Genomic DNA, 25,333 nt, shown 5'->3' on the forward strand with positions numbered 1-25,333 from the left:
TCCCATGCTCGTCGCGACGCTCGTTTCCGCCCATGGCCAGGCGCTGCTCGGCGCCGCTGCGCTCGACAGGCTCTGCCGGGCGGTGCCGGGCGTCACCGGCTCGGCCGTGCTGGACGGCGAGGTCGCGGCCGATCTCTTCGCGGAAGCGGGCGAGCCGCGCAAGCTCGAAGCGGATATCCGCGCCGCGCTGGGCGACCCCGCCATCGACATCATCGTCCAACCCCTCGCCGAGCGCCGCAAGGCCCTGTTCCTCGCCGACATGGATTCGACCATGATCGGCCAGGAGTGCATCGACGAGCTCGCCGCCTATGTCGGCCTCAAGGACCTCGTCTCCGCCATCACCGAGCGGGCCATGCGCGGCGAGATCGCCTTCGAGCCGGCCCTGCGCGAGCGCGTCGCGCTGCTGAAGGGCGTGCCGCTGTCCGTCGTGGACGAGATCATCCGCGACCGCATCACCCTGACGCCGGGCGGCAGCGAACTGGTCCGGACGATGCGCGCCAACGGCGCCTACACGGCCCTGGTCTCCGGTGGCTTTACCGTGTTCACGGGGCCGATCAGCGCCACGATCGGCTTCGACGAGCACCGCTCCAACGTCCTGATCGCGCAGGACGGCATCCTGATTGGCGAGGTCGCCGATCCGATCCTCGGCAAGCAGGCCAAGCTCGATTCGCTGGTGGAACTGCGCGCGCGCTTCGGCCTCGCCCCGTCGCAGACCCTGGCGATCGGCGACGGCGCCAACGACCTGGCCATGCTGGGCGAAGCCGGCCTCGGCGTCGCCTTCCGCGCCAAGCCTGCCGTCGCGGCGGCGGCCCATGCCCGGCTGGAGCATGCCGATCTGGCCGCGCTGCTCTATGCGCAAGGCTATACCGGCGCCGAGATCGTCCGAGCCTGAACCGAGGGCTGGCGACTAATCGACGATGAACAGCGTCGCGCCGGTCGCCGTGCTGGAGCGATGCGCCTCGGCGCCGTCGGCGACCTGGTAGCTCATCCCGGCCTTCAGCGGCATGACGCGTCCATCCTCCAGCCGCGTCTCCATTTCACCGGCGAGGCACAGGATGATGTGCCCCTTGGAACACCAGTGATCGGCCACATAGCCGGGCGAGTACTCGACCATCCGCACCCTGATGCGGTTGCCCTCGGGACCGAAATGCTGAACCCGCCAGGTTGCCTCGCCGCTGTCGCCGGCATGGACCTCCACCGGGATCGTCGACCAATCCGTGGTGACGAAGGGAATGTCGCTCATCTTCATGTCAGCCTCCGGGCATGTGCGTCGCGACGCAGCAATCCTGCTCTAACGGGATCGGCGCCCCTCGCCAACGCGACAGGCCGTGACGCGGTGCGGACATGAAAAGGGCGGCCCTTCCGGGCCGCCCTCCAGCTTCTGCAAGCCGGGCTCGCCTCAGTTCATCGCCAGAGCGACGAAGCGGACCTCGCCTTGCGCATTCGAGACCAGAAGCAGGGCCGACTTCTTGCCCTCCTTCTTCAGGGCGTCGAGGCGCTTCGTGACGTCGTCGGGCGAGTTCACCGCCTCCTGCCCCACTTCCACGATCAGCTCGCCGACCTGGATGCGCTTGTCGGCCGCGTTGGAGTTCGGATCGACCTTGGTGACGATCACGCCCTTGAGGCCGTCCTTCAGCGAATAGCGCTTGCGCAGCTCGTCGTTCTGCGCCGAGAGCTCGAGGCCGAGCGCGGTCGCGACGGCGGGCTTGGCGGTCTCGACCGGCGGCTTGTTGGCCGCGGCGGTCTGGACCTTCTCGCCATCCTCCAGGCGGCCGAGCTTGACCGTCTTCGACAGCTCCTTGCCCTTCCGCATGATCAGGACCGGCACGTCCTTGCCGACCGGCGTCGCCGCGACGATGCGCGGCAGGTCGCGCGAATCCTTCACATCCTTGCCGTCGAACTTGGTGATGACGTCGCCCGTCTCGAGACCGGCGGGCTTGGCCGGACCCTTCTCGTCCACGCCGGCGATCAGCGCGCCGCGGGCGCTGCCAAGGCCGAGCGCGTCGGCCGTGGCATCGTCCACGCTCTGGATCCGCACGCCGAGCCAGCCGCGGCGGGTCTCGCCGAAGTCCTTGAGCTGCTCGACGATGTTCGTCGCCAGCGACGACGGCACGGCGAAGCCGATGCCGACCGAGCCGCCCGTCGGCGAGAGGATGGCGGTGTTGATGCCGATGACCTCGCCGGCCATGTTGAACAGCGGGCCGCCCGAGTTGCCCTTGTTGATGGCTGCGTCGGTCTGGATATAGGTGTCGTAGGGTCCCTGGCTGATGTCGCGGTTGCGGGCCGAGACGATGCCGGAGGAGACCGAGCCGCCGAGCCCGAACGGGTTGCCGATCGCCATCACCGGGTCGCCGATCCGCATCTTGTCGGAATCGCCGAACTTCACGAACGGCAGGGGCTTGTCCGACTTCACCCGCAGGACGGCGAGGTCGACCTTGGTATCCTTGCCGACGACTTCGGCCTTGAGGCGCGTGCCGTCGCTCAGGATGGCGGTGATCTCGTTGGCGTCGCCGATGACGTGATTGTTGGTCACGATCAGGCCCGCCGCATCGATGATGAAGCCCGAGCCGGCCGATTGCGAGCGGCGCTGCTGCGGCGCCTGCCGCTCGCCCTGCTGGTTGCGGCGGTTGAAGAACTCCTCGAACAGATCGCCGAAGGGCGTGTCCGGGCCGAGCTGGGGCAGCTGCGGCATGTTGCGGCCCTTCGTATCGGCCGTGGTGACGGCCGAGATGTTGACCACGGCCGGCATCACCCGCTCGACCAGATCGGCGAGCGAAGTCTGGCCTTGCAGCAGCGGCGTGTTCGCCTGTGCAGGCGCCACCACGGGCGTCATCAGCGCGAGCCCGGCGACCCCGGCGGCGAGCGCAAGGCGAACAGGCCGGGAGGCTGCGGAAACGGTATTCGATGCCATCTGGATCCTCTTGTCCGAAAAAGGCAGGCCGGGCGGATCGCCGCGCATCGCAACCGACGCGAAGCAGCGACCGATCTTATCGTTGCAGCATCGGATTCTTCCGAAAAGCGGAATCCTCTTTTCGGTACGATGCTCAGGCGACGTGATTTCCGTGCCAGATTGAACCCCGAAATGCGGCATGAGAGCGACGCACGATCACGTCATCGCATGATCGTGCGCGTCGTCGTGTTCTACCAATTGCCCCGGGCGAGCCAGACGAGCACCACGCCGAGCACCGCCGAGCCCAGTCCGATCAGACGCATCCGATCTGGCGGGGTCTCGGCCGCGCTCCGCAGGGCATCCTTCGCCAGATGAGGAATGGAGGCGAAGAGGATGCCTTCGATGGCGAAGACCAGGCCGAGCGCCGCGATGAAATCCCACATCCGCGTCGCTCGCCGGGATCAGGGCCTCGCCGGCGCGGGCACGGTCGTGCCGGAGGCGGCGGGCGCCTGGGGCTGGCCGTTCCCACGCTGCGCGTTGGGGCCGTTGAAGAACTGGAAGAACGGCGAGTCCGGCGTCAGGACCATCCGGGTGTCGCCGGGCTTGATGCTGGCTTCATAGGCCTGCATCGAGCGGTAGAAGGCGAAGAACTCGGGGTCCTTGCCGAAGGCTTCGGCGAACACTTTGTTGCGCTCGCCCTCGCCCTGGCCGCGGATCTCGTCGGCCTGCTGCTGGGCCTGGGCGACGATGACCGTCGAATCCCTGTCGGCCCGCGCCCGGATCTCCTGCGCCTGCTGGGCGCCGAGCGCGCGTGCCTCGGCCGCCTCGCGCTGACGCTCCGTCTGCATGCGCTGGAACACCGCCGCCGAGTTCGCCGCCGGCAGATCGACGCGCCGCAGCTTGACGTCGACGACTGTCATGCCGAAGCGCGCGGCCTCACGGTTGACCTCGTCGCGGATGCGGCCCATCAGCCGCGAGCGCTCGGTCCGCACCATGTCGGTGAAGGTCGCGTCGGCCAGGACGGATCGGACATTGCCGTTCACGATCGAGGTCAGCTGCGAATTCGCCCGCGGGATGTTGTTGACCGCCTGGTAGAAGCGCAGCGGGTCGGAGATGCGGTAGCGCGTGAAGGCATCGACGACGAGACGCTTCTGGTCCGAGGCGATGATTTCCTGCGCCGGCAGGTCGAGATCGAGGATGCGGTTGTCCAGCAGCGTAACGGTCTCGACCGGCGCGAACCACTTGAAGTAGAGGCCGGGCTCGGTCTTGACCGCACGCACGGCGCCGAGGCGCAGCACGAGCGCCGACTGCGTCTGCGAGACGATGAAGGTGCAGGCGTAGAACACGACCGCGGCGGCGATGACGACGACGAGCGCCGCCGCGCGAAGGAAGGAACCGTTCATCGGGTGCCTCCCTGCTGCGGGGCGCCCGGCGCGGGCCGCCGGGGCTGCTGGAGTTCGCCCAGCGGCAGATAGGGCACCACGCCCTGTCCGTTGCCGTTCTGGTCGAGGATGATCTTGTCGGTACCGCCCATCACCCGTTCCATCGTCTCCAGGAAGAGACGCTCGCGCGTCACGCCCGGAGCGTTCTTGTACTGCTCGTAGACCGCGTTGAAGCGGCTGGCCTGGCCGCGCGCTTCCGCCACGGTCTGCTCCTTGTAGGCTTCAGCCGACTGCGTCAGCTGGGCGGCGCGTCCGCGCGCCTCCGGCACGACGCGGTTGGCATAGGTCTGCGCCTCGTTGCGCAGGCGCTCCTGGTCGGCGCGGGCCGCCTGGACGTCGCGGAAGGCGTCGATGACCTGCTGCGGCGGATCGACCTTCTGCAGCTGGACGAGACGGATCTGCACGCCGGCCTTATAGCCGTTCAGGGTGTCCTGCATCAGCTGGCGCACCTCGGTCTCGATCGCGCCGCGATCGGTGGTGAGCACCGGCTGGATGTTGCGCTTGCCGGTGACCTCGCGCATCGCGCTCTCGGCCACGGCCTTCACAGTGCCCGGCGGGTCCTGGATGTTGAAGATGTAGTCTTCCGGCGCGGCGGGGTCGATCTGCCACTGCACGATGAAATCGATGTCGACGATGTTCTCGTCGCCGGTGAGCATCAGGCTCTCCTCGATGACGTCCGTCTGGCGCGACTGGCGCACCGACTCGACCGTCCGGAAGCCGACCTCGGTGGTGATGACGTTCGTCACCTGGGGCTTCACGACGGAGCCGATCGGATAGGGCCAGTTCCAGTTGGCGCCCTCGCCCGTCTTGCCGACGAACCGGCCGAAGACGATGTTGAGGCCGACTTCGTTGGGCCGCACGAAATAGATGCCGGATCCGAGCCACAGCAGGATCAGGGCAAGCAGCCCCAGGATCAGCCCGCGCCCGCCGAGATTGCCGCCGGGAAGCAGGTTCTTGAGCCGGTCCTGGCTGCGCCGCAGGATGTCCTCGAGATCGGGCGGATTGCCGTTGCCGCCACCGCCTCCGGAGCCGCCGCCCCAGGGGCCGCCGCCACCACTGCCTCCGCGCTGACCCCAGGGTCCTCCCCCGTTGTTGCCACCGCCGCTCTGGTTGCTCCAAGGCATTCTCGGCCCGTTCCCTTTCGTTCGTTTGTCATGCTTGGGGCTCTGCCCGAAGGCAACCCGATGCCGGCACCCTGGCAGGGCGCCGGCCTGAGTTGGTCATGGGCCACGGATTCGTCAACGGCGCAAGCCATTCATCGTGAACGGAAAGCGGCAATAGGACGACCAGGCCGCCCCGAAAGCGACGTTTGGAAGCCGCATATGTGCCGCGATCCCGCAACGATGCGTCCAAAAGACGCGTGCAGGCGCGCTATCGCCCGGGCGAACAGGGTTGGCGCCGCGCAAAGCTCGCGAAGGTGAAGGCGTGCTCGTTCTCGGCGTCGGCCGGGTGATCTTCGCGCGCCGTCTCGACGAACGCGTCGTGCGGCCAGTCCGGAAAGGTCGCGTCGCCCCGCGGCGTCGCATGGACAAAGGTCAGCTCCAGCCGGTCGGCCAGCGGCAGCATCTGCCGGTAGATCTCGGTGCCGCCGCCGATGATCACGGAGGGCGCGGCCATCTCCGCCCCGATCCTGCGGGCAAGTGCCACCGCCGCCTCGACCGAATGCGCGACCTCGACGCCCTCGGCCGCAAAGGTGGCATCGCGTGTGAGCACGATGGTCCGGCGGCCCGGCAAGGGCTTGCCGATGGACAGGAAGGTCTTGCGCCCCATGATGATCGGGCAGCCCATCGTCAGCTGCTTGAAGCGCCGGAGGTCGCTCCTCAGCCGCCAGATCAGCCGGTTGTCATTGCCGATGACGCCGTTGTCGGCGAGCGCAGCGACCAGGACGAGGGGAAGCTCGGCCATCCCGCTCAGCCTTCCCCGCCGAGCGTCGCGAGGGCCTCGCCCTCCAGCCGCTTCACCGTCCACTCGTCCTGTGCCCTGGCGCCGATCGAGCGGTAGAACACCCGCGACGGCTCGTTCCAGTTCAGCACCCACCAGGCGAGCCGCGGCAGGTCCTCGTCGACGCAGCGTTTCGCCAGCCGCGCCATCAGCGCCTTGCCGATGCCGCGCCCGCGCTGCTCCGGCCGCACATAAAGATCCTCAAGCCAGATGCCGTGCCGGCCCCGGAAGGTCGAATAGGTGTAGAACCACAGGGCAAAGCCGACGGCCTCGCCCTCCCATTCCGCGATCTCGCAGAAGACACGCGGATTCTCGCCGAAGAGCGACGCATCGATCTCCGCCTCGCTCGCCACCACCTCGTGCAGCAGCTTCTCGTATTCGGCGAGTTCGCGGACGAACTGCAGGACGAGCCCGGCCTCGCCGGGACGCGCGGGTCGGATGGAGAGGGTCATATCGCGATCGGCGCCTTGATGGACGGGTGCGCCTCATAGCCCTCGATCGTCACGTCCTCGAAGCGGAAATCCTCGAGCCGTGTCACCGCGGGGTTCAGCGTCAGCCGTGGCAGCGCTTTCGGCTCGCGCGAGAGCTGCTCACGGGCCTGGTCGAGGTGGTTCACATAGAGATGCGTATCGCCGAAGGAATGCACGAAGTCGCCGACGCCCAAGCCCGTCACCTGCGCCACCATATGGGTCAGCAGGGCATAGCTCGCGATGTTGAAGGGCACCCCGAGGAACACGTCGGCCGAGCGCTGATAGAGCTGGCAGGAGAGCTTGCCCCGCCCGTCCTCCGAAGGCTGCACGAAGAACTGGAACAGGCAGTGGCACGGCGCCAGCGCCATCTTCGGGATGTCGGCCGGATTCCAGGCGGAGACGATCAGCCGGCGCGAATCCGGATTGCGGCGGATCTCGTTCACCACCCAGGCGATCTGGTCGATCACCTGCCCGTCGGGCGCCGCCCAGGAACGCCATTGCCGGCCGTATACCGGCCCGAGATCGCCGTTCGCATCGGCCCATTCGTCCCAGATGGTGACGCCGTTCTCGCGCAGATAGGCGATGTTGGTGTCGCCGCGCAGGAACCAGATCAGCTCGTGGATGATCGACTTCAGATGCAGCTTCTTGGTGGTGACGAGCGGAAACCCCTCGCCGAGATCGAAACGCATCTGGTGGCCGAACACGGCGAGCGTACCGGTTCCGGTGCGGTCATCCTTGCGGACGCCCTCGGTCAGCACGCGGTCGAGCAGGTCGTGATACTGGCGCATGGCGAATCTCGTCGAAGAGCGGCGGACCATAGCGGGTCCTGCCTGCGGCCGCGCGGGCCTTTACCGCAGGCATCCCCAGCTTTTGAGCAAGAGCTGTCGCCCTGCGGCAGGAGCGGCACGCGCCAACCCCGCACCTTCTCCAATTCGCATTTGAGGCCCGAAAACCTCACCGATGCGCTTTGCCGTCGAAATGCAGCGGCGCACTCTTTCGCCGCGCCGCGGCTGTGCCTATATTCCCTTTGCCGTTCGCAAGACCGGCTATGGCGATAAACAGACTTCGAAATAAGCCTTTCGGACCCGGGGGCAGTACCCGGCGCCTCCACCCAAGCCCTTGGCGATCAAGGGTTTCGGCGGGGGCGAAACAGGATCGACGAGGGTGTAAAGGTTGTCCTTTTGCTCGGCATGGTTCCGCCGTTATCGGGCCAAAGCATAGTTGCCAACGACAACAATGCTCGGGTCGCCGTCGCCGCGTAAGCGGTGCAGGTACCCAAACCAAAGCCCTTGCGTTTAGCCGCGTAAGGCGGGGCTCGGAGGCGCCTGGCAACAGAAGCCTCCACTTTCATGTTTGGCCTCCCGGCTGTTCCCGCCGGCTAGTGAAGCGGAAACAATGTCCCAGGATGTTCTTCGTTACGATCTGATGGTGCAGGAGGCGCTGAAGGGCGTCGTCCGCAAGATCCTGACGGAAGCGGCGCGCGACGGCCTGCCCGGCGAGCATCATTTCTACGTCACCTTCCGGACCGGAGCTCCGGGCGTGCGCCTGTCGCAGCGCCTGCGCGAGAAGCATCCCGAGGAGATGACCGTCGTTCTCCAGCACCAGTTCTGGGACCTGAACGTCAGCGAGCATTCCTTCGAGGTCGGCCTGTCCTTCTCGGGCGTGCCGGAACGGCTGCTGGTGCCCTTCGATGCGATCACCACCTTCTTCGACCCTTCCGTGCAGTTCGGCCTGAAGTTCGAGACGCAGGAGGCCGAGGACGCGGCTGCCGCTTTCGAGCCCGAGCCCGACCTTGCGGCGAAGCCCGCTTCGGTCCCGTCCCGCATCGCACCCGCCGCAGTCCCGGCGCTGAAGAAGGCCGACGCCGAGGCGCCGAAGCCCGGCAAGGCGGAGAAGGCGGTGACCGAGGACGCGCAGGACGACGCCGACCATGGCGGCGCCGAGGTGGTCAGCCTCGATTCCTTCCGCAAGAAGACCTGACGCGACGGGACGTCGAAGCCGCGCGACGACACAACACCCGCGACAGCGAGCAGGACCTCACGCCCAAACCCCTCTGACGGATCCGGCCCCATGAGCGAAACGCGCACCGAAACCGATTCCTTCGGCCCGATTGGAGTGCCGGCCGATCGCTACTGGGGCGCGCAGACGCAGCGCTCGCTCCAGAATTTCCGCATCGGAGGCGAGCGTGAGCGCATGCCGCTGCCGCTGGTCCATGCGCTGGTCCTGGTCAAGAAGGCCGCCGCCCATGTCAACGCAAGACTTGGCCTGCTCGACCAGCGCGTCGCCGGCGCCATCGGTCAGGCTTCGGACGAGGCGCTCGCGGGCAAGTTCGACGACCATTTCCCGCTGGTGATCTGGCAGACCGGCTCGGGCACGCAGTCGAACATGAATGCCAACGAGGTGCTGGCGAACCGCGCCAACGAGATCCTCGGCGTTGGCCTCGGCGCGAAAAGCCCGGTCCACCCGAACGACCACGTCAATCGTGGCCAGTCCTCCAACGATTCCTTCCCGACCGCGATGCACATCGCCGCGGTGCTGGAGATCACCCGCAAGCTGCTGCCGGCCCTGCGCGCTCTCGAAAAGGCGCTGGACGACAAGGCGAAGGCCTTCGCAGACCTCGTCAAGATCGGCCGCACCCATCTGCAGGATGCCACGCCCGTCACCCTCGGCCAGGAATTCTCCGGCTATGCGATGCAGCTCCATCTCGGCATCGGGCGCATCGAGGCGGCTCTGGGCGGGCTCTACGCCCTGGCGCAGGGCGGCACGGCGGTCGGCACCGGGCTCAACACCCATCCCGATTTCGCCGTCCTCTTCGCCAAGGAGGTCGCGAGCCTGACCAGCCTGCCCTTCCGCACGGCCGAGAACAAGTTCGAGGCGCTGGCGAGCCATGGCGCGCTCGCGGCCGCTCACGGCACCCTCGCCGCGCTCGCCTCCGACCTGTTCAAGATCGCCAACGACGTGCGCCTGATGGGATCCGGCCCGCGCTCGGGCCTCGGCGAGATCAGCCTGCCGGAAAACGAGCCCGGCTCCTCGATCATGCCCGGCAAGGTCAACCCGACCCAGGCCGAGGCGCTGACGATGGTGGCGACGCAGGTGCACGGCAACCAGGCGACGATCGGCTTCGCCGCGAGCCAGGGCCATTTCGAGCTCAACGTCTTCAAGCCCGTGATCGCCGCCGCCTTCCTGCAATCGGTCCGGCTTCTGGCCGACGCCGCCGACAGCTTCCGCATCAATTGCGTCGAGGGCATCGAGGCGAACGAAGCCCAGCTCAAGGAGCTGCTCTCCCGCTCGCTGATGCTGGTGACGGCGCTGGCTCCTGCGATCGGCTACGACAAGGCTGCGAACATCGCCAAGTCGGCGCATCACCACGGCACGACCCTGCGCGAGGAGGCGCTGAAAGCCGGCGTCGATGCGAAGCTCTTCGACGAGACCGTCAAGCCCGAGCTGATGCTCCATCCGGCCTGAGCGGAGGAAGAGCCATGGCCGAGATCGTCAATCTGCGCCGTGTCCGGAAGCAGAAGGCGCGCGACGATGCGGCGAGAACTGCCGAGCAGAACCGCATCAGCTTCGGCCTCAGCAAGGCCGAGCGCTCGCTTGCCAAGGCAGAGCGTGACAGTGCCGGCCGCAAGCTCGATGGCCACCGGCTGGATGGCGACGACGCTCCGGACAAGCCATGAGCGCCGAGCGCAAGCGCTCGCTCAGCATCGCCGGCCACCGCACCAGCGTCTCGCTGGAGGATGCGTTCTGGGACGCGCTGAAGGAGATCGCGGCCGCCGAAGGCCGCAGCATCACGGCCCTGGTCGCCGAAGTCGATTCCAGGCGCGGCGAGGCGAACCTGTCCTCGGCGCTCAGGCTGCATGCGCTCGCGCACTACCAGCGGCTGGTGGATGGTTCATCCGGCGCGAAGTCAGACTGAAAAAGCCGGGACAGTGCGGAACACGAAAGTAAGGCCGCTTTTTCAGGCACTTACACCGAACACCCGAATCAAATTCTCAATCCCTTGAATCATCCCCTCAATTGAGCGGGGTGCTCCGCGGTGCCGGCACCGGCGCAATTGGCAGCGACTGAACGCCAAGCGCGCCCTGCGGCCGTGCCGGCACTGACGGCGGCGCCTGCACCGCTCCTTCCGGCGAACTGGCGCGGGGCGCGCCGGGCAGCACCATCGGCCCGGCCTGCGGGGGCTGCGGCGCCGGTGGCGGGGCCTGCGCCGGCGCCTGAGCCCCGGCCTTCTCGGCCGCGGCCCGTGCCCGCTCCTCGGCCTCCGCACGACGGCGCGCCTCGGCATCGGCCTTCGCCTGCTCGGCCTGGCGGCGCTGCTCCTCGGCACGCTGCGCCTCCTCCTGACGCTTCTGCTCGGCGGCGCGCCGCTCCTCCTCTGCCTTCAGGAACTCCTGCAGCTTGCGCTCGTTCTCGTGCATCTCGCGTTCGGCCCGCAGGCGCCTTGCATGCAACGCGCGCTCTCGCGCATCGGCTTCGAAGGCCTCGACCCGTTCGATCTCGCGCGCCAGGGCCCGCGCCGCGACCGTATTGGAGAGCGCGCTGACATCGCTCTCGCGCTTGAGATCGGACAGCGGGCCGCGCCAGGCGATGACGATCTGCGGCGCGTCCCCAGGCCAGCCCTTCGGCAACGGGCCGAGCGGCTTGAGACCGAGGCGCAGATCGGCGTTGAGCGCGCGCAGGTCGACCGTCCCGCTCGCCTCCGCCTTCAGCCCGTTGCGCTCGAAGGCGAAGGGCTGCAGGCGCAGGATGCCGGCGGCGAGCGTGAAGGGCAGCGTGACGTCCGCGAGCGCCCAGGAATCGCGGTCGAGCGCATCGGCCAGCCGGTCGCGCAAGCGCGACGCCTCGCTTTCGGAGGCGTCTTCCCCGGTCCCGGCGATGATCCGCTCATAGGCCCTGGGGTCGAAGCGGGCGAGCCTCGCGCCTGCCAAGGATAGATTCCCTGCGCCGGAGAGGCCGGCGATCAGCCGCGCAGGGCTCTCCCCCGCACCGCCCAGCTCGATGCGTCCGGAGGCCTTGCCGCCGAGCGCGCCTCTCGTCGGGCCCGCAAGATCGACGCCCGAGAGGTCGAGCCGGCCATTGAGCTGCGCCAGCCCGCCGTCGCGCCGCAGCGCCAGCCTCCCGGTGACCTGCCCGCCGCCATAGCCACCCGCAATCTCCTCGACCCGCAGCCCGTCCGCATCGGAGCGCAGGGCAAATCGCGCCTTCTGCAAGGCCACCCCGTCGAGGGCCGTGAGCGTCCCCGCTTCCACGGCGATGTCGAGCTCCGGAAGCTCCGGCGCCCGGCCGAAACGGGAGGTCGACCAGGTCGCGCCCGGCGTCGGCACGGCCTGCCCCAGCGCGGCCGTGGTCAGGATCCGCAGATCGGCGGAGGGCAGGACGAGCCGCCCCGTGATCCTGCCCTCGCGCGGCAGCACCAGCGACCCTTGCGCGCTGGCGCCGGCGAGATTGACCGTGAGATCGTCGACCCGCACGGCGTCGCCATCGAGCCCCAGCCGCGCATGCGCGTCGATCACCGCATCCGGCAGCAGCCGGGCGGCGCCTTCGGGCAGGAGCTGGGCCGGGCTGTCAGCCTGGAGCGTCAGCTGCGGCCGCTCCGCCCCGTTCTCGACGAGGATGGAAAGCCCCGGCCCCGCCAGCATCCCGCTGATCCGCCCGCCGCCGAGATCAAGCGTGAGCCGGCCCGCCCCGGCGCGCAGCGGCGCCGGCAGGCCCAGCGCCGCGAAAGCCTGGCGCCGGTCGCCGAGATCGAAATTCAGCGTGGCACGCTGCCAGCCCCCGTCGCGGTCGAGACGGCCGTCGATGGCAAGCTTGCCGGCTGCGGCAGTGCCTTCCGCGGCAAGGCTGGTCTCGCCCGTTGCGGCCCGCGTCAGGCGAAACCCCGCATCGAGCCGTGACAGCCCATCGCCCGCGCGGCTCAGAACCTCGCTCGCTCCGGCAGGCAGCAAGGGCCCGGCCAGCGCGGCCAGCGTCTCGAAGCGCGGCGCCTTGACCCGGCCGGAAATCTCGCCGCCTTCCGCGAGCAGGGCTCCCGCCCCCGTGACCGAGACCCCGCCGAAGCCGTCGACGCTGAGGCGGCTCAGCCGCCAGGCCGCGCCCTCCCGCCGCAGGTCGAGCGAGGCCGAGCCGGGCGGCGCCTTGCGAAAGCGCGCATTGGCGAGCCTGAGGTCGAGCGCAATGTCCCGCCTCCCGACGAGACCCGCGAGGCTGGTGCCGGGCGGCAGCGTGTTGAGATCGAGCCCGCTGACGGTCGCCCTGGCGCCGAGCCGTCCATCGGTCAATTCGCCGGAAGCCTCCAGCCTCAACCCCGAGGAGCCGGCGACGAGGAGACGCTGGAATGCGAGCGTACCGCCGCCCCAGCGGCCCGCCGCATCGGCATCGATCCGCCCCAGCCCGCCGACCAGATCGGCCAAGGCCGGGTCGAGCCCGTTGCGGGCCAGCACGAGCGCGACCCGTCGCGCATCCTCGGCCTTGACGGAGACGCGTCCCGAGACGGCCTCGCCATCGACGCGGCCGCTGGCACCGACCAGTGCTCCGGCGACGCGCAGCGAGGCCGTGGCCTCGTCGAGCCCGTGCTCGTCCAGCTTGCCGCGCAGAGACAGCGCCGCAAAATCCTCGGCACGCCAGATCATCTGGTCGAGATCGAGGCTGAAATCGATCCGCCCCGGCAGTCCGTTCAGCGCCCGCTCGAACCCCTTGCGGTCGGCCAGCGCGGTCGCCAGCGCATCGGCATCGAGCCGCCGCGCCCGCAGCGCCAGCGAGCCCCCGCCGGTCGCGGGCAGATATTGCCCCTCCCCCTCCAGCCGCGCGGCCCCGCCGGCGATGTCCAGCGTCAGGCCGTACAGGTCGATCTGGCGGCTGCCTCCTTTCAGGCGGCCGGACAGCGAAACCGCCCCGCCCGGCGAAAGCGCGAACGCTCCTTCCGCCTCCGGGCCGAGGGTGTCGGCCTCCCGCGACAGCAGCACGTTGCCGTCGAAGTTGAACTGCATGTCATCGCCGGTCAGGAACGCTTTCGTGCGCAGCCGGCCGGCCTCGTCGATCTCGCCCGTCGTGACGCGCAGCGAGCTGCCCGCCACCTCGCCCTCGAAGCGCCAGGGGCCGGCGAAACTGCCTGCGGAAACCTCGGCTGCGACCGGCACGAGCGTCACCGGGGCCCGCCCGGCCTCGCGCCAGATCACGGAGGATCGGCTGATCGTCAGACGGTCGAGGCTTGCCTGCGCCCCCAGCCCGGCGCCTGTGCGCCGCGGCAGCCGGACGGCGCCCTTCTCGTCGATCGACAGCGACAGGGTCGCCCCGTCGAGACGCGCTTCGGAAAAGCGGAACTCGCCGCGCGCCAGCGCCGCGAGCGCCAGTTCCACCCTCGCCGCCTCGACAGTCGCGAAGCTGTCCTTGCCTCCCGGAGAGCCGATGCGGACCTGTCCGAGCGCGATGCGCGGCGACGGCAGCAGCCGCAGCTGGATGTCTCCGCCGATCGTCGTCTCGACACCCAGCGCTTCGCTCAGCCTGGCTTCGAATTGCGGTCGATAGCCGCGCCAGTCGACGAAGCCCGGCCCGATCAGGGCCGCCAGCAGCGCCAGCACCAGAAGGCCGGCGAGGACTGTCAGACTCTCACGCAAATTCCGCTTTATGCCCCTGTCGTCGCGCCATCATGAAGTCATCCGTCATTGCGCGCAAAGCGAGGCAATCCCGGGGACTGGGTCGAAGCGGTTGCCCAGTCTCCCTGGATTGCTTCCCCGCTTCGCTTCCCGCAATGACGGCTGCATGACCCGCGTGCCGCATGCGGCCCGCAAGTTTCGCCAAGATCGCCAGATTTCAGGCAAGCGCCCGCCAGGTGCAAGCCGCTATGGCGTCACATCACGACGATTTTGCCGGGGTTGAGGATGTTCTGCGGGTCGAGGGCGCGCTTGATCGTGCGCATCACCGCCATCGCCCCGGCGCCGTGCTCCAGCTCGAGATACTTGATCTTCTTCTGGCCGACGCCGTGCTCGCCGGTGCAGGTCCCGCCCATCGCCAGCGCCCGCTTGACCAGCCGGTCGATGAAGCCCTGCACCCGCGCCACCTCTTCCGGGTCGGAGAGGTCGAGCAGCGGCTGGGTGTGGAAATTCCCGTCGCCGACATGGCCGGCGATCGGCGCGATCAGCCCGCTCGCCTCGATGTCGCGCTTGGTTTCCTCGACGCAATCCGCCAGCTGCGAAATCGGCACGCAGACATCGGTCGCCAGCGTGTCGGCGCCCGGCCGCAGCGCCCGGCCGGCCCAATAGCCGTTGTGCCGCGCCTCCCACAGACGCGTGCGGTCCTCGGCCTTGGTCGCCCAGTCGAAGGGGCCGCCGCCATGGTCGGCCGCGATCTCGCCGAAGCGCTCGGACTGCTCCTTCACCCAGGCCTCGGTGCCGTGGAATTCGACGAACAGCATCGGCGTCTCCGGCAGGCCGAGCTTGGAATGCAGGTTGAAGCCCTTGATCATCACCTCGTCCAGCAGTTCGATCCGTGCCACCGGAATGCCGGTCTGGATCGTCATGATCGCGGTGTCGCAGGCCGCCTTGATTGACGGGAACGGGCAGACTCCGGCGGCGATCGCCTCCGGGATGCCATGCAGCTTCAGCGTCACCTCGGTGATGATGCCCAGCGTGCCTTCCGAGCCGACGAGGAGGCGGGTCAGGTCGTAGCCGGCCGAGGTCTTGCGCGCCCGCGTCGAGGTCTGGATGATCGAGCCGTCCGCCATCACCGCCTTCAGAGCCAGGACATTGTCCTTCATCGTGCCGTAGCGGACCGCATTGGTGCCCGAGGCGCGGGTTGCCGCCATGCCGCCGATCGAGGCGTCGGCGCCGGGATCGATCGGAAACATCAGCCCCTGGTCGCGCAGATGCTCGTTGAGCTCCTTGCGGGTCACGCCGGCCTCGACCACGACATCGAGGTCCTCCGCATGGACAGCGACGATCCGCTTCATCTGCGACATGTCGATGCACACGCCCCCATGGATGGCGTTGACGTGGCCTTCCAGCGAGGTGCCGGTGCCGAAGGCGATGACGGGAACGCCATGGGCGGCGCAGAGCTTCACGATTTCGGCCACTTCTTCCGTACTCTGCGGGAAGACGACCGCATCCGGCGGCAGATTCGGAATCCAGGTGAGCGTGTGGCCATGTTGCTGGCGCACCGCGAGGCTGGTGACGAGCCGGTTGCCGAAGCGGGCGGCGAGCGCCTGCGTCACGGCCTCGATTGCCGCTTTCGGCGGGGGCATGACGGCGGCGGAGGGCTCGTGAAGCGACGCGGCGGGCAGGCTCATGGCGAATGGATCCGGTTGTAGAAGTCGAGTTTGGGACGTTGTCGTTTCGCTTCGGGTTACGCTGCGGCCACAGGTCCTGTCCATCGTATCGTCGAGGCGGAATGGACGGCTGACGGCGCAGCGATTTGGTGCATAGTAAAGCAAGGGATGCGGGAATGGGCAGTGGATTTTCAGCGGCCCGCCCTTGAGCCGAGCGAGTGACAGGGAGGCGATCATGACGAGCGAGACACGCGCCCCGGCGCTCTTCTTTGCGCCCTTCGTCTCATCCGTGATGCGGGTCGAGCCGCAATGGATCGACTATAACGGCCATCTCAACATGGCCTACTACCATGTGCTCTTCGACCGGGCGGTCGACGAGGTGTTCTCGCTGGTCGGGCTGTCCCGGGACTATGTCGAGACTCGCCATGCCTCGACCTTCACCGCCGAATGCCACATCCTCTACAAGCGTGAGCTGACAGAGGGCGACGCGGTGCGGGTGACCGCCCAGCTCATCGCCTTCGACGACAAGCGGCTGCACTACTATCTGGAGATGCGCCACGCCCATGAGGGCTGGCTCGCCGCCACCAGCGAGAACCTGTCGCTGCATGTCGACATGGTCCACCGCAAGGTCACGCCCTTCCCGCCGGACATCCTCGCCAACCTGGCCTTGATGAAGGCCGCCCACACGCGCATGTCCCTGCCCGCCACCATCGGCCGCATCATCGGCATGCCGGGCAAGTCCGCGATCGAGGTCGACGAGCGGGAGCTCGCTGAGGCCGACGACGGCGAGACACGGCACTAGCGGCAGTTACAGCCGTCCTTGTCGGGCTTGACCCCACCATCCCGACACGGATCAGGCTCTCGTCAGGAGAGATTCCAGTCAAGGCCGGGCATGGGCCTCCGCCCTTCGCACCACGACCTGCACCGCATAGCCGCGAAACGGCGCCTCGGCCCGGCAGGTCGCGCCTGCCTCGCCCGCAAGCCGCCGCACCACCTGCGGCAGATCCTCCCGCGGCGTGACATGGAACAGTGCCAGCCAGCGCTGCAGGACCGCCTTGAAAGCCGGCGGCAACCCGGCCTGGTCGCCGAAATCGACGATGTGGAGCGAGCCGCCCGGCGAAAGCCGCGCGATCGCCTGCGCCACCACCGCCTGCCAGGGCGGGATCATCGAGAGCGCGTAGGAGATCACGATGCGGTCGAAGCCCGGCCGCCCGAACAGGCCCTGCGGGTCGAAATCGGTGGCATCCGCCTGCGCGAGCCGGATGCGCCCATCGAGCCCGGCCCGCTTCACCGCGCCTCGCGCGGTGTCGAGCATGGCGCTCGACACGTCGAGGCCGAAGCAATCGCATTGCGGATAACGCCGGGCGATGCCGATGAGGTTGCGCCCCGTGCCGCAGCCGATCTCGAGGATCGCCGCGCCCGGCTGCGGCTCCAGCCCGGCGATCAGCTCGTCGCGCCCGAGCAGATAGAATTTCCGGCTGGCGTCGTAGATGTGGCGCTGGTGCCGGTAGATGCGGTCCATCAGGCCAGCGGCGGAGCCACTGCCGGCGGCCGGGGCGGCGCTCACGCGGCCGCCTCCGGCAGCACATAAAGGTGGAAGCCGCCATAGATCGCCGAGCGGTCCTGGCGGCAGAGCGCGCGGCTGCGCGCCTCCTCATAGCGCCACTGGTCGAGGATCGCCGCCGGCACGCGGCCGGGCAGGAGCCGCTCGTCCGCGGCCGTACGGAAGATCACCCGGGCGCCCGGCTTGGCGGTGCGCGTGATCTGGGTCCACAGCGCGGTCAGTTCGGCGTCGTTCATCCAGTCCTGCGCGTCGAGCAGGACATAGGCGTCGCAGCTCTTGGCGGGCTGCTCCTCCAGATAGGTGGTCACGGAACCCTGACGATAGCCCACCGCACCGGCTCTCGCCTTCACCGCCTCGAAATGCCGCGGCTGGAGATAGGGCGGCAGCGCCGCATCCGGCCCCTGCGCATAGCGCCGGCCGAAGGCCTGCTGGGCGAAATAGTTGTCCGCGAGCGGAAAATCGCAGGCGAGGCGCTCCAGCCGCAGCCGCAGCGCGCCGAGCATGCCCTCGTCGCCATCGGCCGCCAGCGCCGCGTATTGCGCCGGCGGGATGCCGAGCCCGTAGAGCGAGGCCGGCTGGCGCACCAGCCAGCGCACCAGCTTGCGTTCGAACACGGGCGCGAGATGCCTCTCGTAAAGCGCACGCTGCTCGGCAAGGTCGCGCGCCGCCAGCATCGCCTTCGGGTTCGCGCCCAGCAGCCGCGCCAGCAGATGCCCGGTGCCGATGAAGCGGCCGAGAAGCCCGTAGCGGTAGAAGCCCTTGGCGAACAGGCTGATCCGCCGCCGCCCGTTCAGCCCGCGCCCCTCCCAATAGCTTCGCGAAACGGCGTCGAGCTGCGGCGCGATCTCGCGGTCGTACACAGCAACGTTCGACGCATCGTCCGCCCGACCGAAAAAGCGCAGGAAGTCGTCATGGCTGCCCATGCGCGCCAGCGCCGCGAGCTTGAGCCGCCCGAGGGCGATATGCGCGCCGTTGAGATCGACCGCGCTGATGCGGACCGGCGCCGCCGTGAGATAGGACAGGATATTGCAGGAGCCGGAGGCGATCGCGACGACATGGTCGTCGGCCTTCAGCGCCAGCGCGTCCATGTCGACGACCGGGTCCTCCCAGATCTGCGGATAGACCAGCCCCGAAAAGGCCCGGGTAAACAGCCATTCGAGCAGCCCCGCCTTGGAGAGGGGCTTGCTGCGCTGAACCGCCGTGCTCAAGCCGAGCGTCGTCGTCCGCCGAACCGTCCGTGCCGTCTGCGCCACTTTGGGCCTCCTCCCGTGAAGGTGGCGAGCCGCCTAGAGGATATGCGTGACGGTCCGGTGACGCGGGATCGAGCGACGGCGGGCGGGGTCCCGCCTTCGTGAACCGGAGCGGCAGCACCGGGGGCTGAAATCCGCGACCTGAATCGCCATATTCGCGCCAACGGAACGTTCGCGCCGGCCACACAGGGTGCGGCGACGTCGAAAGGAGATCGCAATGGGCCTGTCCAGCATGTTCGGCGCCGAGACGAAGCGCGAGGAGACCTTCCCCTTCCAGCTGACCGACGCCGAGTGGCGAGCCCGCCTGACGCCGGAGCAGTACCGCATCCTGCGGGGCCACGGCACGGAGCGCGCCGGCTCCTGCGCCCTCAACTACGAGAAGCGCGCCGGCACCTTCGCCTGCGCCGGCTGCGGCCAGAAGCTGTTTAAGTCGGGCAAGAAATTCGAGAGCGGCACCGGCTGGCCGAGCTTCGACCAGCCGCTGGAAGGCTCCGTCGGAACAACCGAGGATTTCAGCTTCGGCATGCACCGCACCGAGGTGCATTGCTCCAATTGCGGCGGCCATCTCGGCCATGTCTTCCCGGACGGCCCGCCCCCAAGCGGCCTGCGCTACTGCATCAATGGCGAAGCGATGGTCTTCGAGCCCGAACAGGGCTGAAAGGCGGCTCCGGCTTCCTGCTGAGTGCCGGGGCCGCGGCCTGCTTCATCCCATGGAAAATTCGCGGGCGGGGCGCAATCGCGCCCGCGACGACCTATATTGCCGTGAGAACGAATCACGCACGAGCAGCTTCGCCCCTTGTCCGATTATGAAACCACCTCGGCTCCGATGCCCCGCCCCGGCGGCCTCGCCGCCCGCGCCGCGGCGCAGCCTGCCGCCGGTTATCTCAACGGGCTGAACCCGGAGCAGCGCCAGGCGGTCGAGGCGACGGACGGCCCGGTTCTGGTGCTGGCGGGCGCCGGCACGGGCAAGACCCGCGTGCTCACCACCCGCATCGGCCACCTGATCTCGACCAGCCGCGCCTACCCCTCGCAGATCCTCGCCGTGACCTTCACCAACAAGGCTGCGCGCGAGATGAAGGAGCGCGTCGCGCATCTCGTCGGCTCGGTCGCCGAAGGCATGCCCTGGCTCGGCACCTTCCACTCGATCTCGGCCAAGCTGCTGCGCCGCCACGCCGAGCTGCTCGACCTGCGCAGCGACTTCACCATCCTCGACACCGACGACCAGATCCGCCTGATGAAGCAGGTGATCCAGGCCGAGGGGCTGGACGAGAAGCGCTGGCCCGGCCGCATGCTGGCGGGTTTCATCGACTCGTGGAAGAATCGGGGGCTGGCCCCCAAGGACGTGCCGCCGGGCGAGGCCGCCGTCTTCGGCGGCGGCAAGGGCGGCAAGCTCTACGCCGCTTACCAGGAGCGGCTCAAGGCGCTCAACGCGGTCGATTTCGGCGATCTGCTGCTGCACTGCCTGACGCTCTTTCGCGAGCATCCGGACGTGCTCCAGACCTATCACGAGCGCTTCCGCTACATCCTCGTCGACGAGTACCAGGACACCAACACCGCCCAGTATCTCTGGCTGCGGCTGTTGGCGCAGGGCCGCCGCAACATCTGCTGCGTCGGCGACGACGACCAGTCGATCTATGGCTGGCGCGGCGCCGAGGTCGATAACATCCTGCGCTTCGAGCACGATTTTCCGGGCGCGACCGTGATCCGGCTGGAGCGCAACTACCGCTCGACCGGCCACATCCTCGCCGCCGCCTCCAAGCTGATCGCGCGCAACGAAGGCCGGCTCGGCAAGACGCTGCGCACCGAGGGCGAGGCCGGCGAGAAGGTCACGATCACCGGCGCCTGGGACAGTCAGGAAGAGGCACGCCTGCTCTCCGACGAGATCGAGGCGATGCAGTCGAAGGGGCACGACCTCGGCGAGGTCGCTGTGCTGGTCCGCATCTCGGCACAGATGCGCGAGATCGAGGAGCGCTTCGTCCAGGCCGGCGTGCCCTATCGCGTCATCGGCGGCCCGCGCTTCTACGAGCGAGCCGAGATCCGCGACGCGCTGGCCTATCTGCGCTGCGTGGTTTCGCCCACCGACGACCTTGCCTTCGAGCGCATCGTCAACGTCCCCAAGCGCGGGCTCGGCGATGCGACGACCCAGCTCCTGCACAACCACGCCCGCGCCACCGGCTTCTCGCTGATGCAGTCGGCCCGCGCCGCCGTGGAAAGCGACGAGCTGAAGCCCAAGGCGCGGACCTCCCTGCGCGAGCTGGTCGACGCCTTCGGCCGCTGGTCCGCCCGCGCCGAGCACATGCCGCAGGGCGAGCTCGCCGAGCTGGTGCTGGAGGAATCCGGCTACACAGAGATGTGGAAGAAGGACCGCTCGGCCGACGCCGCCGGGCGGCTGGAAAACCTGAAGGAGCTGGTGCGCTCCCTCGACGAATTCCCGGATCTGCCCGCCTTCCTCGAACACGTCTCGCTGGTGATGGACGTCGCCGACGGCGATGCCGAGCGCCGCGTCTCGATCATGACCCTGCACGCCGCCAAGGGGCTGGAGTTCGACACGGTCTTCCTGCCCGGCTGGGAGGAAGGCCTGTTCCCCAACCAGCGCGCGCTCGACGAGAACGGCCGCGCCGGGCTGGAGGAAGAGCGCCGCCTCGCCCATGTCGGGCTGACCCGCGCGCGCAAGAAGCTGAAGCTCTATTTCGCCTCGAACCGCCGCATTCACGGCCTCTGGCAGACCAGCCTGCCCTCCCGCTTCATCGACGAACTGCCCGAGGAGCATGTCGAGGTCGAGCAGGCGCCCACCGCCTATGGCCAGGGCGGCTACGGCGCCTCGCGCTTCGAGCGCATGGAAAGCTTCGGCTCCAGATACAACACGCCGGGCTGGCAGCGCGCCCAGGAGAACCGCGCGAAGAGCGGCGGCAGCAGCGGCTTCTCCGAAAGCGGGCGCGGCTTCGGCTCGGGCGGCGGCTTCGGCCAGGGCAACTTTGGAACCGGCCAGCGCCAGCGCGGCGCCCTCCTGATCGAGGGCGAGCTGACGGCGAAATCGACCGGCGAATCCGCCTACGACACCGGCGCCCGCGTCTTCCACGTCAAGTTCGGCCCCGGCTCCGTCGCCAGCGTCGACGGCAACAAGCTGACGGTGGATTTCGACAAGGCCGGCCGGAAGATGGTTCTGGACAGTTTCGTGCAGAAGGCGGGGTAAGTGCGACTGCTTCGTCAACCCCTCTCACTACCCTGCGTAAGAGGGGGTTTTTAGCAATAATATCAATCATTTAAGTTGATTTCTGTGGACCAATACCTCGGCTTTAGCGACGATTTGCTGTGTTGCCTGTAGGTTACGAGGTGCTTCTCCAGGGAATTGAGGCACCGATACTCACCAACAGCGCCCACATCATTCGCCGCTTGAAGCGCGACGGCTTCGTTCTCAAGAGCGTGCGCGGTTCGCATCATAAATTCGTGCATGAAGCGACGAAGCGCATGACGGTCGTGCCTCATCCGAAGCGGGACATTCCCATCGGCACGGTCCATGGGATATACAGGGACGCTGGCTGGAAACGGGATTGAGCGAAGGTCGCGATGCGACACTACATTGCCATCGTCCATAAGGACGAGACGTCCTGCTATGGAGTCCAGTTTCCCGACGTGAGGGGTGTCTTCACGGCTGGCGACACGCTCGAGGAGGCTTTCGATCAAGCCCGCGAAGTGTTGGAATTCGCGGCCGAAAGCTGGCTCGAAGATACGGATTCGGAATTTCCCGCTCCCCGCAGCATCGATGAATTGCGGCGGGACCCGGCGTTCATCGACGACTCTCGGGATGCCATCCTGCTGGCTGTTCCTTTCGAGCCGTCACGGCCCCGTCTGGCCGCCGAATAAAGAGCCTTCAGCGCACATCGGACAGATCGCGGATGCTCCGCATCCCGGGACGTAAGACCGCCTTCCGCAGCGCTGCGGAGTATCGCCACCTTACGCCGCCGCCGGTTCACCGAACGCGACACGGTCGCGCCCCTGATGCTTGGCCCGGTAGAGCTGGCGATCGGCTTCGCTCATGAGGGATGCGGCGGTGCCGGTCCCGTCGTGACACGCTCCGCCGACGCTCACTGACAGCGGCAAGGGGTCTCCCTGCTCCGAGATCAGGTCGAGCTTGGCGACTCGCAGCCGGATGGCCTCGGCCAGAGATGCGGCACGAGCGAGATCGAGTCCCTCCAGAAAGATCGCGAACTCCTCGCCGCCGATGCGCCCGGCGAGGGCGGTATCGCCCGTGACCTCGCGGATCACCTCGGCGATGGCGCGCAGGGCTGCATCGCCGGCCGGATGCCCGAAGCGGTCATTGATCGCCTTGAAATGATCGGCATCGACGATCAGCAGCACCCCCGCGCCCTTGCCGGGCACCAATTTGGTGAAAGCGGCGAAGAAACCATCGCGATTCAGCAGACCGGTAAGCCCGTCTCGCCGGGCCCGTTCAGCGAGGTCGTCATGCGCCGCCTGCAGCGCATCGTGAGAGGCTGCCAGCTCGGCATGCAGGCTGGCGATGACCGAATGAGCGGCGCGCAGCCGCTCGGCCTGGCGAAACTGCCAGGCGCTGGCCGGAAAGGCGATCGCGACCGGGCAGATCACGCACATGAGCCAGGCGTTGCCGTCCACGACGCCGCCCAGCGCCGGCACGACGGTCGCCGCAAGCGCCAGCGACGCTGCCACCGAGAGGGCTGCCGCGAGCGAGGCTTTCGGCAGGATGGTCCACCATGAGCGCATGGCGCTGTCTTGCAGATAAAGTTGAAGATGAGGTTTGCGGGCTCAAGCCCTCTCCCGCTCCCGGAACGCCGCCCGCGCCGCCATCACCTGCCCGTGATAGGTCTCGGCCCAGAGCCAGACGCCGCAGAAGGCGGCGCTGAGCTCGCGGCCGAGCTCGGTCAGCGTGTAGTCGACATGCGGCGGTATGACCGGGTGGACCGTGCGGGTGACGAGACCGTCGCGCTCCATCTCCCGCAGCGTGTTGGTCAGCATCTTCTGGCTGATGCCCTCGACGAGGCGGCCTACCTGGCTGAAACGCAGCGTGCCGTGCTCCTCCAGCACCTCCAGCACCAGCATCGTCCATTTGTCCGCCACCTGTGCAATCACCTGCCGCACCAGAGACTCGACGGCCGGGCTGACCTCCGGCATGGCCGCATAGCTCATGTGCACGGCTTCGACCGCGTTCCGAACCGCCCGCATCGCATAGTTTCCTTTTCGTGCGTATGGCACTTTCGCGCGCCTTCTTCCTTGTGAAGAGTAAAGGCGCCACCTGCCTTCCCGCAACCACGAGAGGGCCTTTGCAATGAACATCACCGGCAACACCATCCTCATCACCGGCGGCGGCTCCGGCATCGGCCGGGCGCTGGCCGAAGCGCTGCACGCCAGGGGCAACACCGTCGTCATCGCAGGCCGGCGCCAGGCCCCGCTGGACGAGGTCACAGCAGCCAATCCGGGCATGCACTCGGTCACGCTCGACATCCAGGACGAGGCCGGCATCACAGCCTTTGCCGAAACGCTCGTCGCACGGTTCCCGAAGCTGAATGCCGTCCTCAACAATGCGGGAATCATGAAGCCGGAGAACGTCCCGGCCGGCGACAACCTCGCCGTCGCCGAGGAGACGATCGCGACCAACCTGCTGGGGCCGATCCGGCTGACCACCGCGCTGCTGCCGCATCTGCTGAAGCAGCCCCGCGCGACCGTCCTGACCGTGTCCTCGGGCCTGGCCTTCGTTCCGCTGGCGGCGACGCCGACCTACTCCGCCACCAAGGCCGCGATCCATTCCTGGTCGATGGGGCTGCGCCAGCAGCTCAAGGACACTGCGGTCGAGGTCATCGAGATCGCGCCGCCCTATGTCCAGACCGAGCTGCTCGGGCCGCATCAGGCGACCGATCCCGACGCCATGCCGCTGGCCGACTTCATCGACGAGGTGATGACGATCCTGGAGACGCAGGCCGACGCGACGGAGGTCATCGTCGAGCGGTGCAAGCCCCTGCGCTTCGCCGAGGCTGACGGTACCTTCGCGCAGGTCTTCGCCGGGCTGAACGCCCGGCACTTCTGATCGCGGCCCGCTACTCGGCCCGATGGCAGCAGACGCAGAGCTTGTTGCCGTCGGGGTCCCTGACATAAGCGCCGTAGTAGTTCGGATGATAATGCGGCCTCAGCCCGGGCGGACCCTCGCAATGTCCGCCCGCGGCAAGAGCCACCGCGTGAGCGCGATCGACGGCCGCCCGGCTCTCCGCGAGAAAGGCGACCATCTGCCCATTGCCCGGCATGGCCGGCGCCCCGTCGAAAGGCTTTGTCAGGAACAGCAGCGGCCGGTCGTCATCCGCCGGCTGCCAGGCTGCGCCACCGCCATCCTGATCCTTGAAGCGCAGCTTCAGTCCCAGCGCCGTGCAAAGCGCCTCGTAGAACGAGAAGCTGCGCTCGAAATCGTTCGTGCCGAGACAGACATGCGAATACACCGGCCCCTCCCCGCTTCCCCCGCCGGTGAAGCTTAATGGGGCGCAGACGCATGACA

General features: G+C 68.2%; 26 protein-coding genes and 1 other RNA gene. 12 read left to right on the forward strand and 15 right to left on the reverse strand.

What is annotated here, in order from left to right; genetic code table 11:
- Positions 1-4: 4 nt before the first annotated feature.
- Complete coding sequence (serB, locus tag BW981_RS05815; RefSeq protein ID WP_076437188.1) at positions 5-892, forward strand: phosphoserine phosphatase SerB; 888 nt, start codon at positions 5-7, stop codon at positions 890-892.
- Positions 893-907: 15 nt separating this feature from the next.
- Here the strand turns inward: serB and BW981_RS05820 are convergent, their stop codons facing one another.
- The 8 genes from BW981_RS05820 to BW981_RS05855 form a co-directional block, all read right to left on the reverse strand.
- Positions 908-1,249, reverse strand: coding sequence for a DHCW motif cupin fold protein (locus tag BW981_RS05820; RefSeq protein ID WP_076437189.1), 342 nt, complete (start codon positions 1,247-1,249; stop codon positions 908-910).
- 150 nt (positions 1,250-1,399) lie between these two features.
- Complete coding sequence (locus BW981_RS05825) at positions 1,400-2,911, reverse strand: DegQ family serine endoprotease (protein ID WP_083712223.1); 1,512 nt, start codon at positions 2,909-2,911, stop codon at positions 1,400-1,402.
- Positions 2,912-3,141: 230 nt separating this feature from the next.
- Positions 3,142-3,333 (reverse strand): DUF2065 domain-containing protein, encoded by a 192-nt coding sequence (locus BW981_RS05830; protein ID WP_076437191.1) that lies wholly within the window; start codon positions 3,331-3,333, stop codon positions 3,142-3,144.
- Positions 3,334-3,351: 18 nt separating this feature from the next.
- A complete protein-coding gene (locus tag BW981_RS05835; RefSeq protein WP_076437193.1) occupies positions 3,352-4,293 on the reverse strand; it encodes a protease modulator HflC in 942 nt (313 codons plus the stop codon).
- Positions 4,290-5,456: an FtsH protease activity modulator HflK gene (hflK, locus tag BW981_RS05840; RefSeq protein ID WP_076437194.1), complete on the reverse strand. Its 1,167-nt coding sequence runs from the start codon at positions 5,454-5,456 to the stop codon at positions 4,290-4,292. The genes BW981_RS05835 and hflK overlap by 4 nt, the downstream gene beginning before the upstream one ends.
- A 247-nt stretch (positions 5,457-5,703) precedes the next feature.
- Positions 5,704-6,237: a dihydrofolate reductase gene (locus BW981_RS05845; RefSeq protein WP_076437196.1), complete on the reverse strand. Its 534-nt coding sequence runs from the start codon at positions 6,235-6,237 to the stop codon at positions 5,704-5,706.
- Positions 6,238-6,242: 5 nt separating this feature from the next.
- On the reverse strand, positions 6,243-6,725 hold the full coding sequence (locus BW981_RS05850; protein WP_076437198.1) for a GNAT family N-acetyltransferase: 483 nt from the start codon (positions 6,723-6,725) through the stop codon (positions 6,243-6,245).
- Positions 6,722-7,531 (reverse strand): thymidylate synthase, encoded by an 810-nt coding sequence (locus BW981_RS05855; RefSeq protein WP_076437200.1) that lies wholly within the window; start codon positions 7,529-7,531, stop codon positions 6,722-6,724. The genes BW981_RS05850 and BW981_RS05855 overlap by 4 nt, the downstream gene beginning before the upstream one ends.
- A gap of 202 nt (positions 7,532-7,733) precedes the next feature.
- Here BW981_RS05855 and ssrA point away from each other — a divergent pair.
- The 5 genes from ssrA (at position 7,734) to BW981_RS05880 (ending at position 10,659) form a co-directional block, all read left to right on the forward strand.
- Positions 7,734-8,089: a transfer-messenger RNA gene (gene ssrA, locus BW981_RS05860) on the forward strand.
- A 49-nt stretch (positions 8,090-8,138) separates the two neighbouring features.
- On the forward strand, positions 8,139-8,723 hold the full coding sequence (locus tag BW981_RS05865; RefSeq protein ID WP_076437202.1) for an SspB family protein: 585 nt from the start codon (positions 8,139-8,141) through the stop codon (positions 8,721-8,723).
- A gap of 90 nt (positions 8,724-8,813) precedes the next feature.
- Positions 8,814-10,208, forward strand: a complete 1,395-nt coding sequence (fumC, locus tag BW981_RS05870) for a class II fumarate hydratase (protein ID WP_076437204.1) — start codon at positions 8,814-8,816, stop codon at positions 10,206-10,208.
- Positions 10,209-10,222: 14 nt separating this feature from the next.
- Positions 10,223-10,420 carry a DUF4169 family protein gene (locus BW981_RS05875; protein ID WP_076437206.1) on the forward strand — a complete coding sequence of 66 codons (198 nt, stop codon included), beginning with the start codon at positions 10,223-10,225 and terminating at the stop codon, positions 10,418-10,420.
- Entirely contained in the window at positions 10,417-10,659 is a 243-nt protein-coding gene (locus tag BW981_RS05880) for a ribbon-helix-helix domain-containing protein (protein WP_076437208.1), read from the forward strand. Before BW981_RS05875 ends, BW981_RS05880 begins: the two co-directional genes overlap by 4 nt.
- 97 nt (positions 10,660-10,756) lie before the next feature.
- Here BW981_RS05880 and BW981_RS05885 read toward each other — a convergent pair whose 3' ends face one another.
- Together BW981_RS05885 and BW981_RS05890 are read right to left on the reverse strand one after the other, a co-directional pair.
- Positions 10,757-14,356 carry an AsmA family protein gene (locus BW981_RS05885; RefSeq protein WP_076437210.1) on the reverse strand — a complete coding sequence of 1,200 codons (3,600 nt, stop codon included), beginning with the start codon at positions 14,354-14,356 and terminating at the stop codon, positions 10,757-10,759.
- A gap of 233 nt (positions 14,357-14,589) precedes the next feature.
- On the reverse strand, positions 14,590-15,978 hold the full coding sequence (locus BW981_RS05890) for an FAD-binding oxidoreductase (protein WP_076437748.1): 1,389 nt from the start codon (positions 15,976-15,978) through the stop codon (positions 14,590-14,592).
- Between the two features lie 259 nt (positions 15,979-16,237).
- Here BW981_RS05890 and BW981_RS05895 point away from each other — a divergent pair, with 259 nt between their 5' ends.
- Positions 16,238-16,804 carry a thioesterase family protein gene (locus BW981_RS05895; RefSeq protein WP_076437211.1) on the forward strand — a complete coding sequence of 189 codons (567 nt, stop codon included), beginning with the start codon at positions 16,238-16,240 and terminating at the stop codon, positions 16,802-16,804.
- Between the two features lie 78 nt (positions 16,805-16,882).
- On the opposite strand, the gene BW981_RS05900 is transcribed toward BW981_RS05895, so the two are convergent.
- Both BW981_RS05900 and BW981_RS05905 read right to left on the reverse strand, forming a co-directional pair.
- Positions 16,883-17,569, reverse strand: coding sequence for a class I SAM-dependent methyltransferase (locus BW981_RS05900; protein ID WP_348521398.1), 687 nt, complete (start codon positions 17,567-17,569; stop codon positions 16,883-16,885).
- Positions 17,566-18,819: a BtaA family protein gene (locus BW981_RS05905; protein WP_083712199.1), complete on the reverse strand. Its 1,254-nt coding sequence runs from the start codon at positions 18,817-18,819 to the stop codon at positions 17,566-17,568. Before BW981_RS05905 ends, BW981_RS05900 begins: the two co-directional genes overlap by 4 nt.
- Positions 18,820-19,048: 229 nt before the next feature.
- On the opposite strand from BW981_RS05905, the gene msrB reads away from it, so the two are divergent.
- The 4 genes from msrB to BW981_RS05925 all read left to right on the forward strand — a co-directional run bounded on the left by msrB (position 19,049) and on the right by BW981_RS05925 (position 22,680).
- Entirely contained in the window at positions 19,049-19,474 is a 426-nt protein-coding gene (gene msrB / locus BW981_RS05910; RefSeq protein WP_076437752.1) for a peptide-methionine (R)-S-oxide reductase MsrB, read from the forward strand.
- A gap of 168 nt (positions 19,475-19,642) precedes the next feature.
- Positions 19,643-22,009 (forward strand): ATP-dependent helicase, encoded by a 2,367-nt coding sequence (locus BW981_RS05915; RefSeq protein WP_076437754.1) that lies wholly within the window; start codon positions 19,643-19,645, stop codon positions 22,007-22,009.
- A gap of 140 nt (positions 22,010-22,149) precedes the next feature.
- The gene (locus tag BW981_RS05920) at positions 22,150-22,371 is read left to right on the forward strand and encodes a type II toxin-antitoxin system HicA family toxin (RefSeq protein ID WP_348521401.1); all 222 of its coding nucleotides are present in this window, start codon (positions 22,150-22,152) and stop codon (positions 22,369-22,371) included.
- A gap of 12 nt (positions 22,372-22,383) precedes the next feature.
- On the forward strand, positions 22,384-22,680 hold the full coding sequence (locus tag BW981_RS05925) for a type II toxin-antitoxin system HicB family antitoxin (RefSeq protein ID WP_076437213.1): 297 nt from the start codon (positions 22,384-22,386) through the stop codon (positions 22,678-22,680).
- 90 nt (positions 22,681-22,770) lie between these two features.
- On the opposite strand, the gene BW981_RS05930 is transcribed toward BW981_RS05925, so the two are convergent.
- Both BW981_RS05930 and BW981_RS05935 read right to left on the reverse strand, forming a co-directional pair.
- Entirely contained in the window at positions 22,771-23,556 is a 786-nt protein-coding gene (locus BW981_RS05930) for a GGDEF domain-containing protein (protein ID WP_076437215.1), read from the reverse strand.
- Between the two features lie 42 nt (positions 23,557-23,598).
- A complete protein-coding gene (locus BW981_RS05935; protein ID WP_076437757.1) occupies positions 23,599-23,979 on the reverse strand; it encodes a winged helix-turn-helix transcriptional regulator in 381 nt (126 codons plus the stop codon).
- A 139-nt stretch (positions 23,980-24,118) separates the two neighbouring features.
- Here BW981_RS05935 and BW981_RS05940 point away from each other — a divergent pair, with 139 nt between their 5' ends.
- Complete coding sequence (locus BW981_RS05940; protein WP_076437217.1) at positions 24,119-24,874, forward strand: SDR family oxidoreductase; 756 nt, start codon at positions 24,119-24,121, stop codon at positions 24,872-24,874.
- Positions 24,875-24,884: 10 nt separating this feature from the next.
- Here the strand turns inward: BW981_RS05940 and BW981_RS05945 are convergent, their stop codons facing one another.
- Complete coding sequence (locus tag BW981_RS05945; RefSeq protein WP_076437218.1) at positions 24,885-25,277, reverse strand: VOC family protein; 393 nt, start codon at positions 25,275-25,277, stop codon at positions 24,885-24,887.
- Between the last annotated feature and the right edge of the window lie 56 nt (positions 25,278-25,333).

Origin of the sequence: Allobosea sp. TND4EK4, assembly GCF_900156025.1 — a bacterium.
Lineage (GTDB): Bacteria > Pseudomonadota > Alphaproteobacteria > Rhizobiales > Beijerinckiaceae > Allobosea.

Coding starts and splice junctions, on each gene's coding strand:
- serB (WP_076437188.1), top strand. CDS start 5: ATGCTCGTCGCGACGCTCGTTTCCGCCCATGGCCAGGCGCTGCTCGGC.
- BW981_RS05820 (WP_076437189.1), bottom strand. CDS start 1,249: ATGAAGATGAGCGACATTCCCTTCGTCACCACGGATTGGTCGACGATC.
- BW981_RS05825 (WP_083712223.1), bottom strand. CDS start 2,911: ATGGCATCGAATACCGTTTCCGCAGCCTCCCGGCCTGTTCGCCTTGCG.
- BW981_RS05830 (WP_076437191.1), bottom strand. CDS start 3,333: ATGTGGGATTTCATCGCGGCGCTCGGCCTGGTCTTCGCCATCGAAGGC.
- BW981_RS05835 (WP_076437193.1), bottom strand. CDS start 4,293: ATGAACGGTTCCTTCCTTCGCGCGGCGGCGCTCGTCGTCGTCATCGCC.
- hflK (WP_076437194.1), bottom strand. CDS start 5,456: ATGCCTTGGAGCAACCAGAGCGGCGGTGGCAACAACGGGGGAGGACCC.
- BW981_RS05845 (WP_076437196.1), bottom strand. CDS start 6,237: ATGGCCGAGCTTCCCCTCGTCCTGGTCGCTGCGCTCGCCGACAACGGC.
- BW981_RS05850 (WP_076437198.1), bottom strand. CDS start 6,725: ATGACCCTCTCCATCCGACCCGCGCGTCCCGGCGAGGCCGGGCTCGTC.
- BW981_RS05855 (WP_076437200.1), bottom strand. CDS start 7,531: ATGCGCCAGTATCACGACCTGCTCGACCGCGTGCTGACCGAGGGCGTC.
- BW981_RS05865 (WP_076437202.1), top strand. CDS start 8,139: ATGTCCCAGGATGTTCTTCGTTACGATCTGATGGTGCAGGAGGCGCTG.
- fumC (WP_076437204.1), top strand. CDS start 8,814: ATGAGCGAAACGCGCACCGAAACCGATTCCTTCGGCCCGATTGGAGTG.
- BW981_RS05875 (WP_076437206.1), top strand. CDS start 10,223: ATGGCCGAGATCGTCAATCTGCGCCGTGTCCGGAAGCAGAAGGCGCGC.
- BW981_RS05880 (WP_076437208.1), top strand. CDS start 10,417: ATGAGCGCCGAGCGCAAGCGCTCGCTCAGCATCGCCGGCCACCGCACC.
- BW981_RS05890 (WP_076437748.1), bottom strand. CDS start 15,978: ATGCCCCCGCCGAAAGCGGCAATCGAGGCCGTGACGCAGGCGCTCGCC.
- BW981_RS05895 (WP_076437211.1), top strand. CDS start 16,238: ATGACGAGCGAGACACGCGCCCCGGCGCTCTTCTTTGCGCCCTTCGTC.
- msrB (WP_076437752.1), top strand. CDS start 19,049: ATGTTCGGCGCCGAGACGAAGCGCGAGGAGACCTTCCCCTTCCAGCTG.
- BW981_RS05915 (WP_076437754.1), top strand. CDS start 19,643: ATGCCCCGCCCCGGCGGCCTCGCCGCCCGCGCCGCGGCGCAGCCTGCC.
- BW981_RS05925 (WP_076437213.1), top strand. CDS start 22,384: ATGCGACACTACATTGCCATCGTCCATAAGGACGAGACGTCCTGCTAT.
- BW981_RS05930 (WP_076437215.1), bottom strand. CDS start 23,556: ATGCGCTCATGGTGGACCATCCTGCCGAAAGCCTCGCTCGCGGCAGCC.
- BW981_RS05935 (WP_076437757.1), bottom strand. CDS start 23,979: ATGAGCTATGCGGCCATGCCGGAGGTCAGCCCGGCCGTCGAGTCTCTG.
- BW981_RS05940 (WP_076437217.1), top strand. CDS start 24,119: ATGAACATCACCGGCAACACCATCCTCATCACCGGCGGCGGCTCCGGC.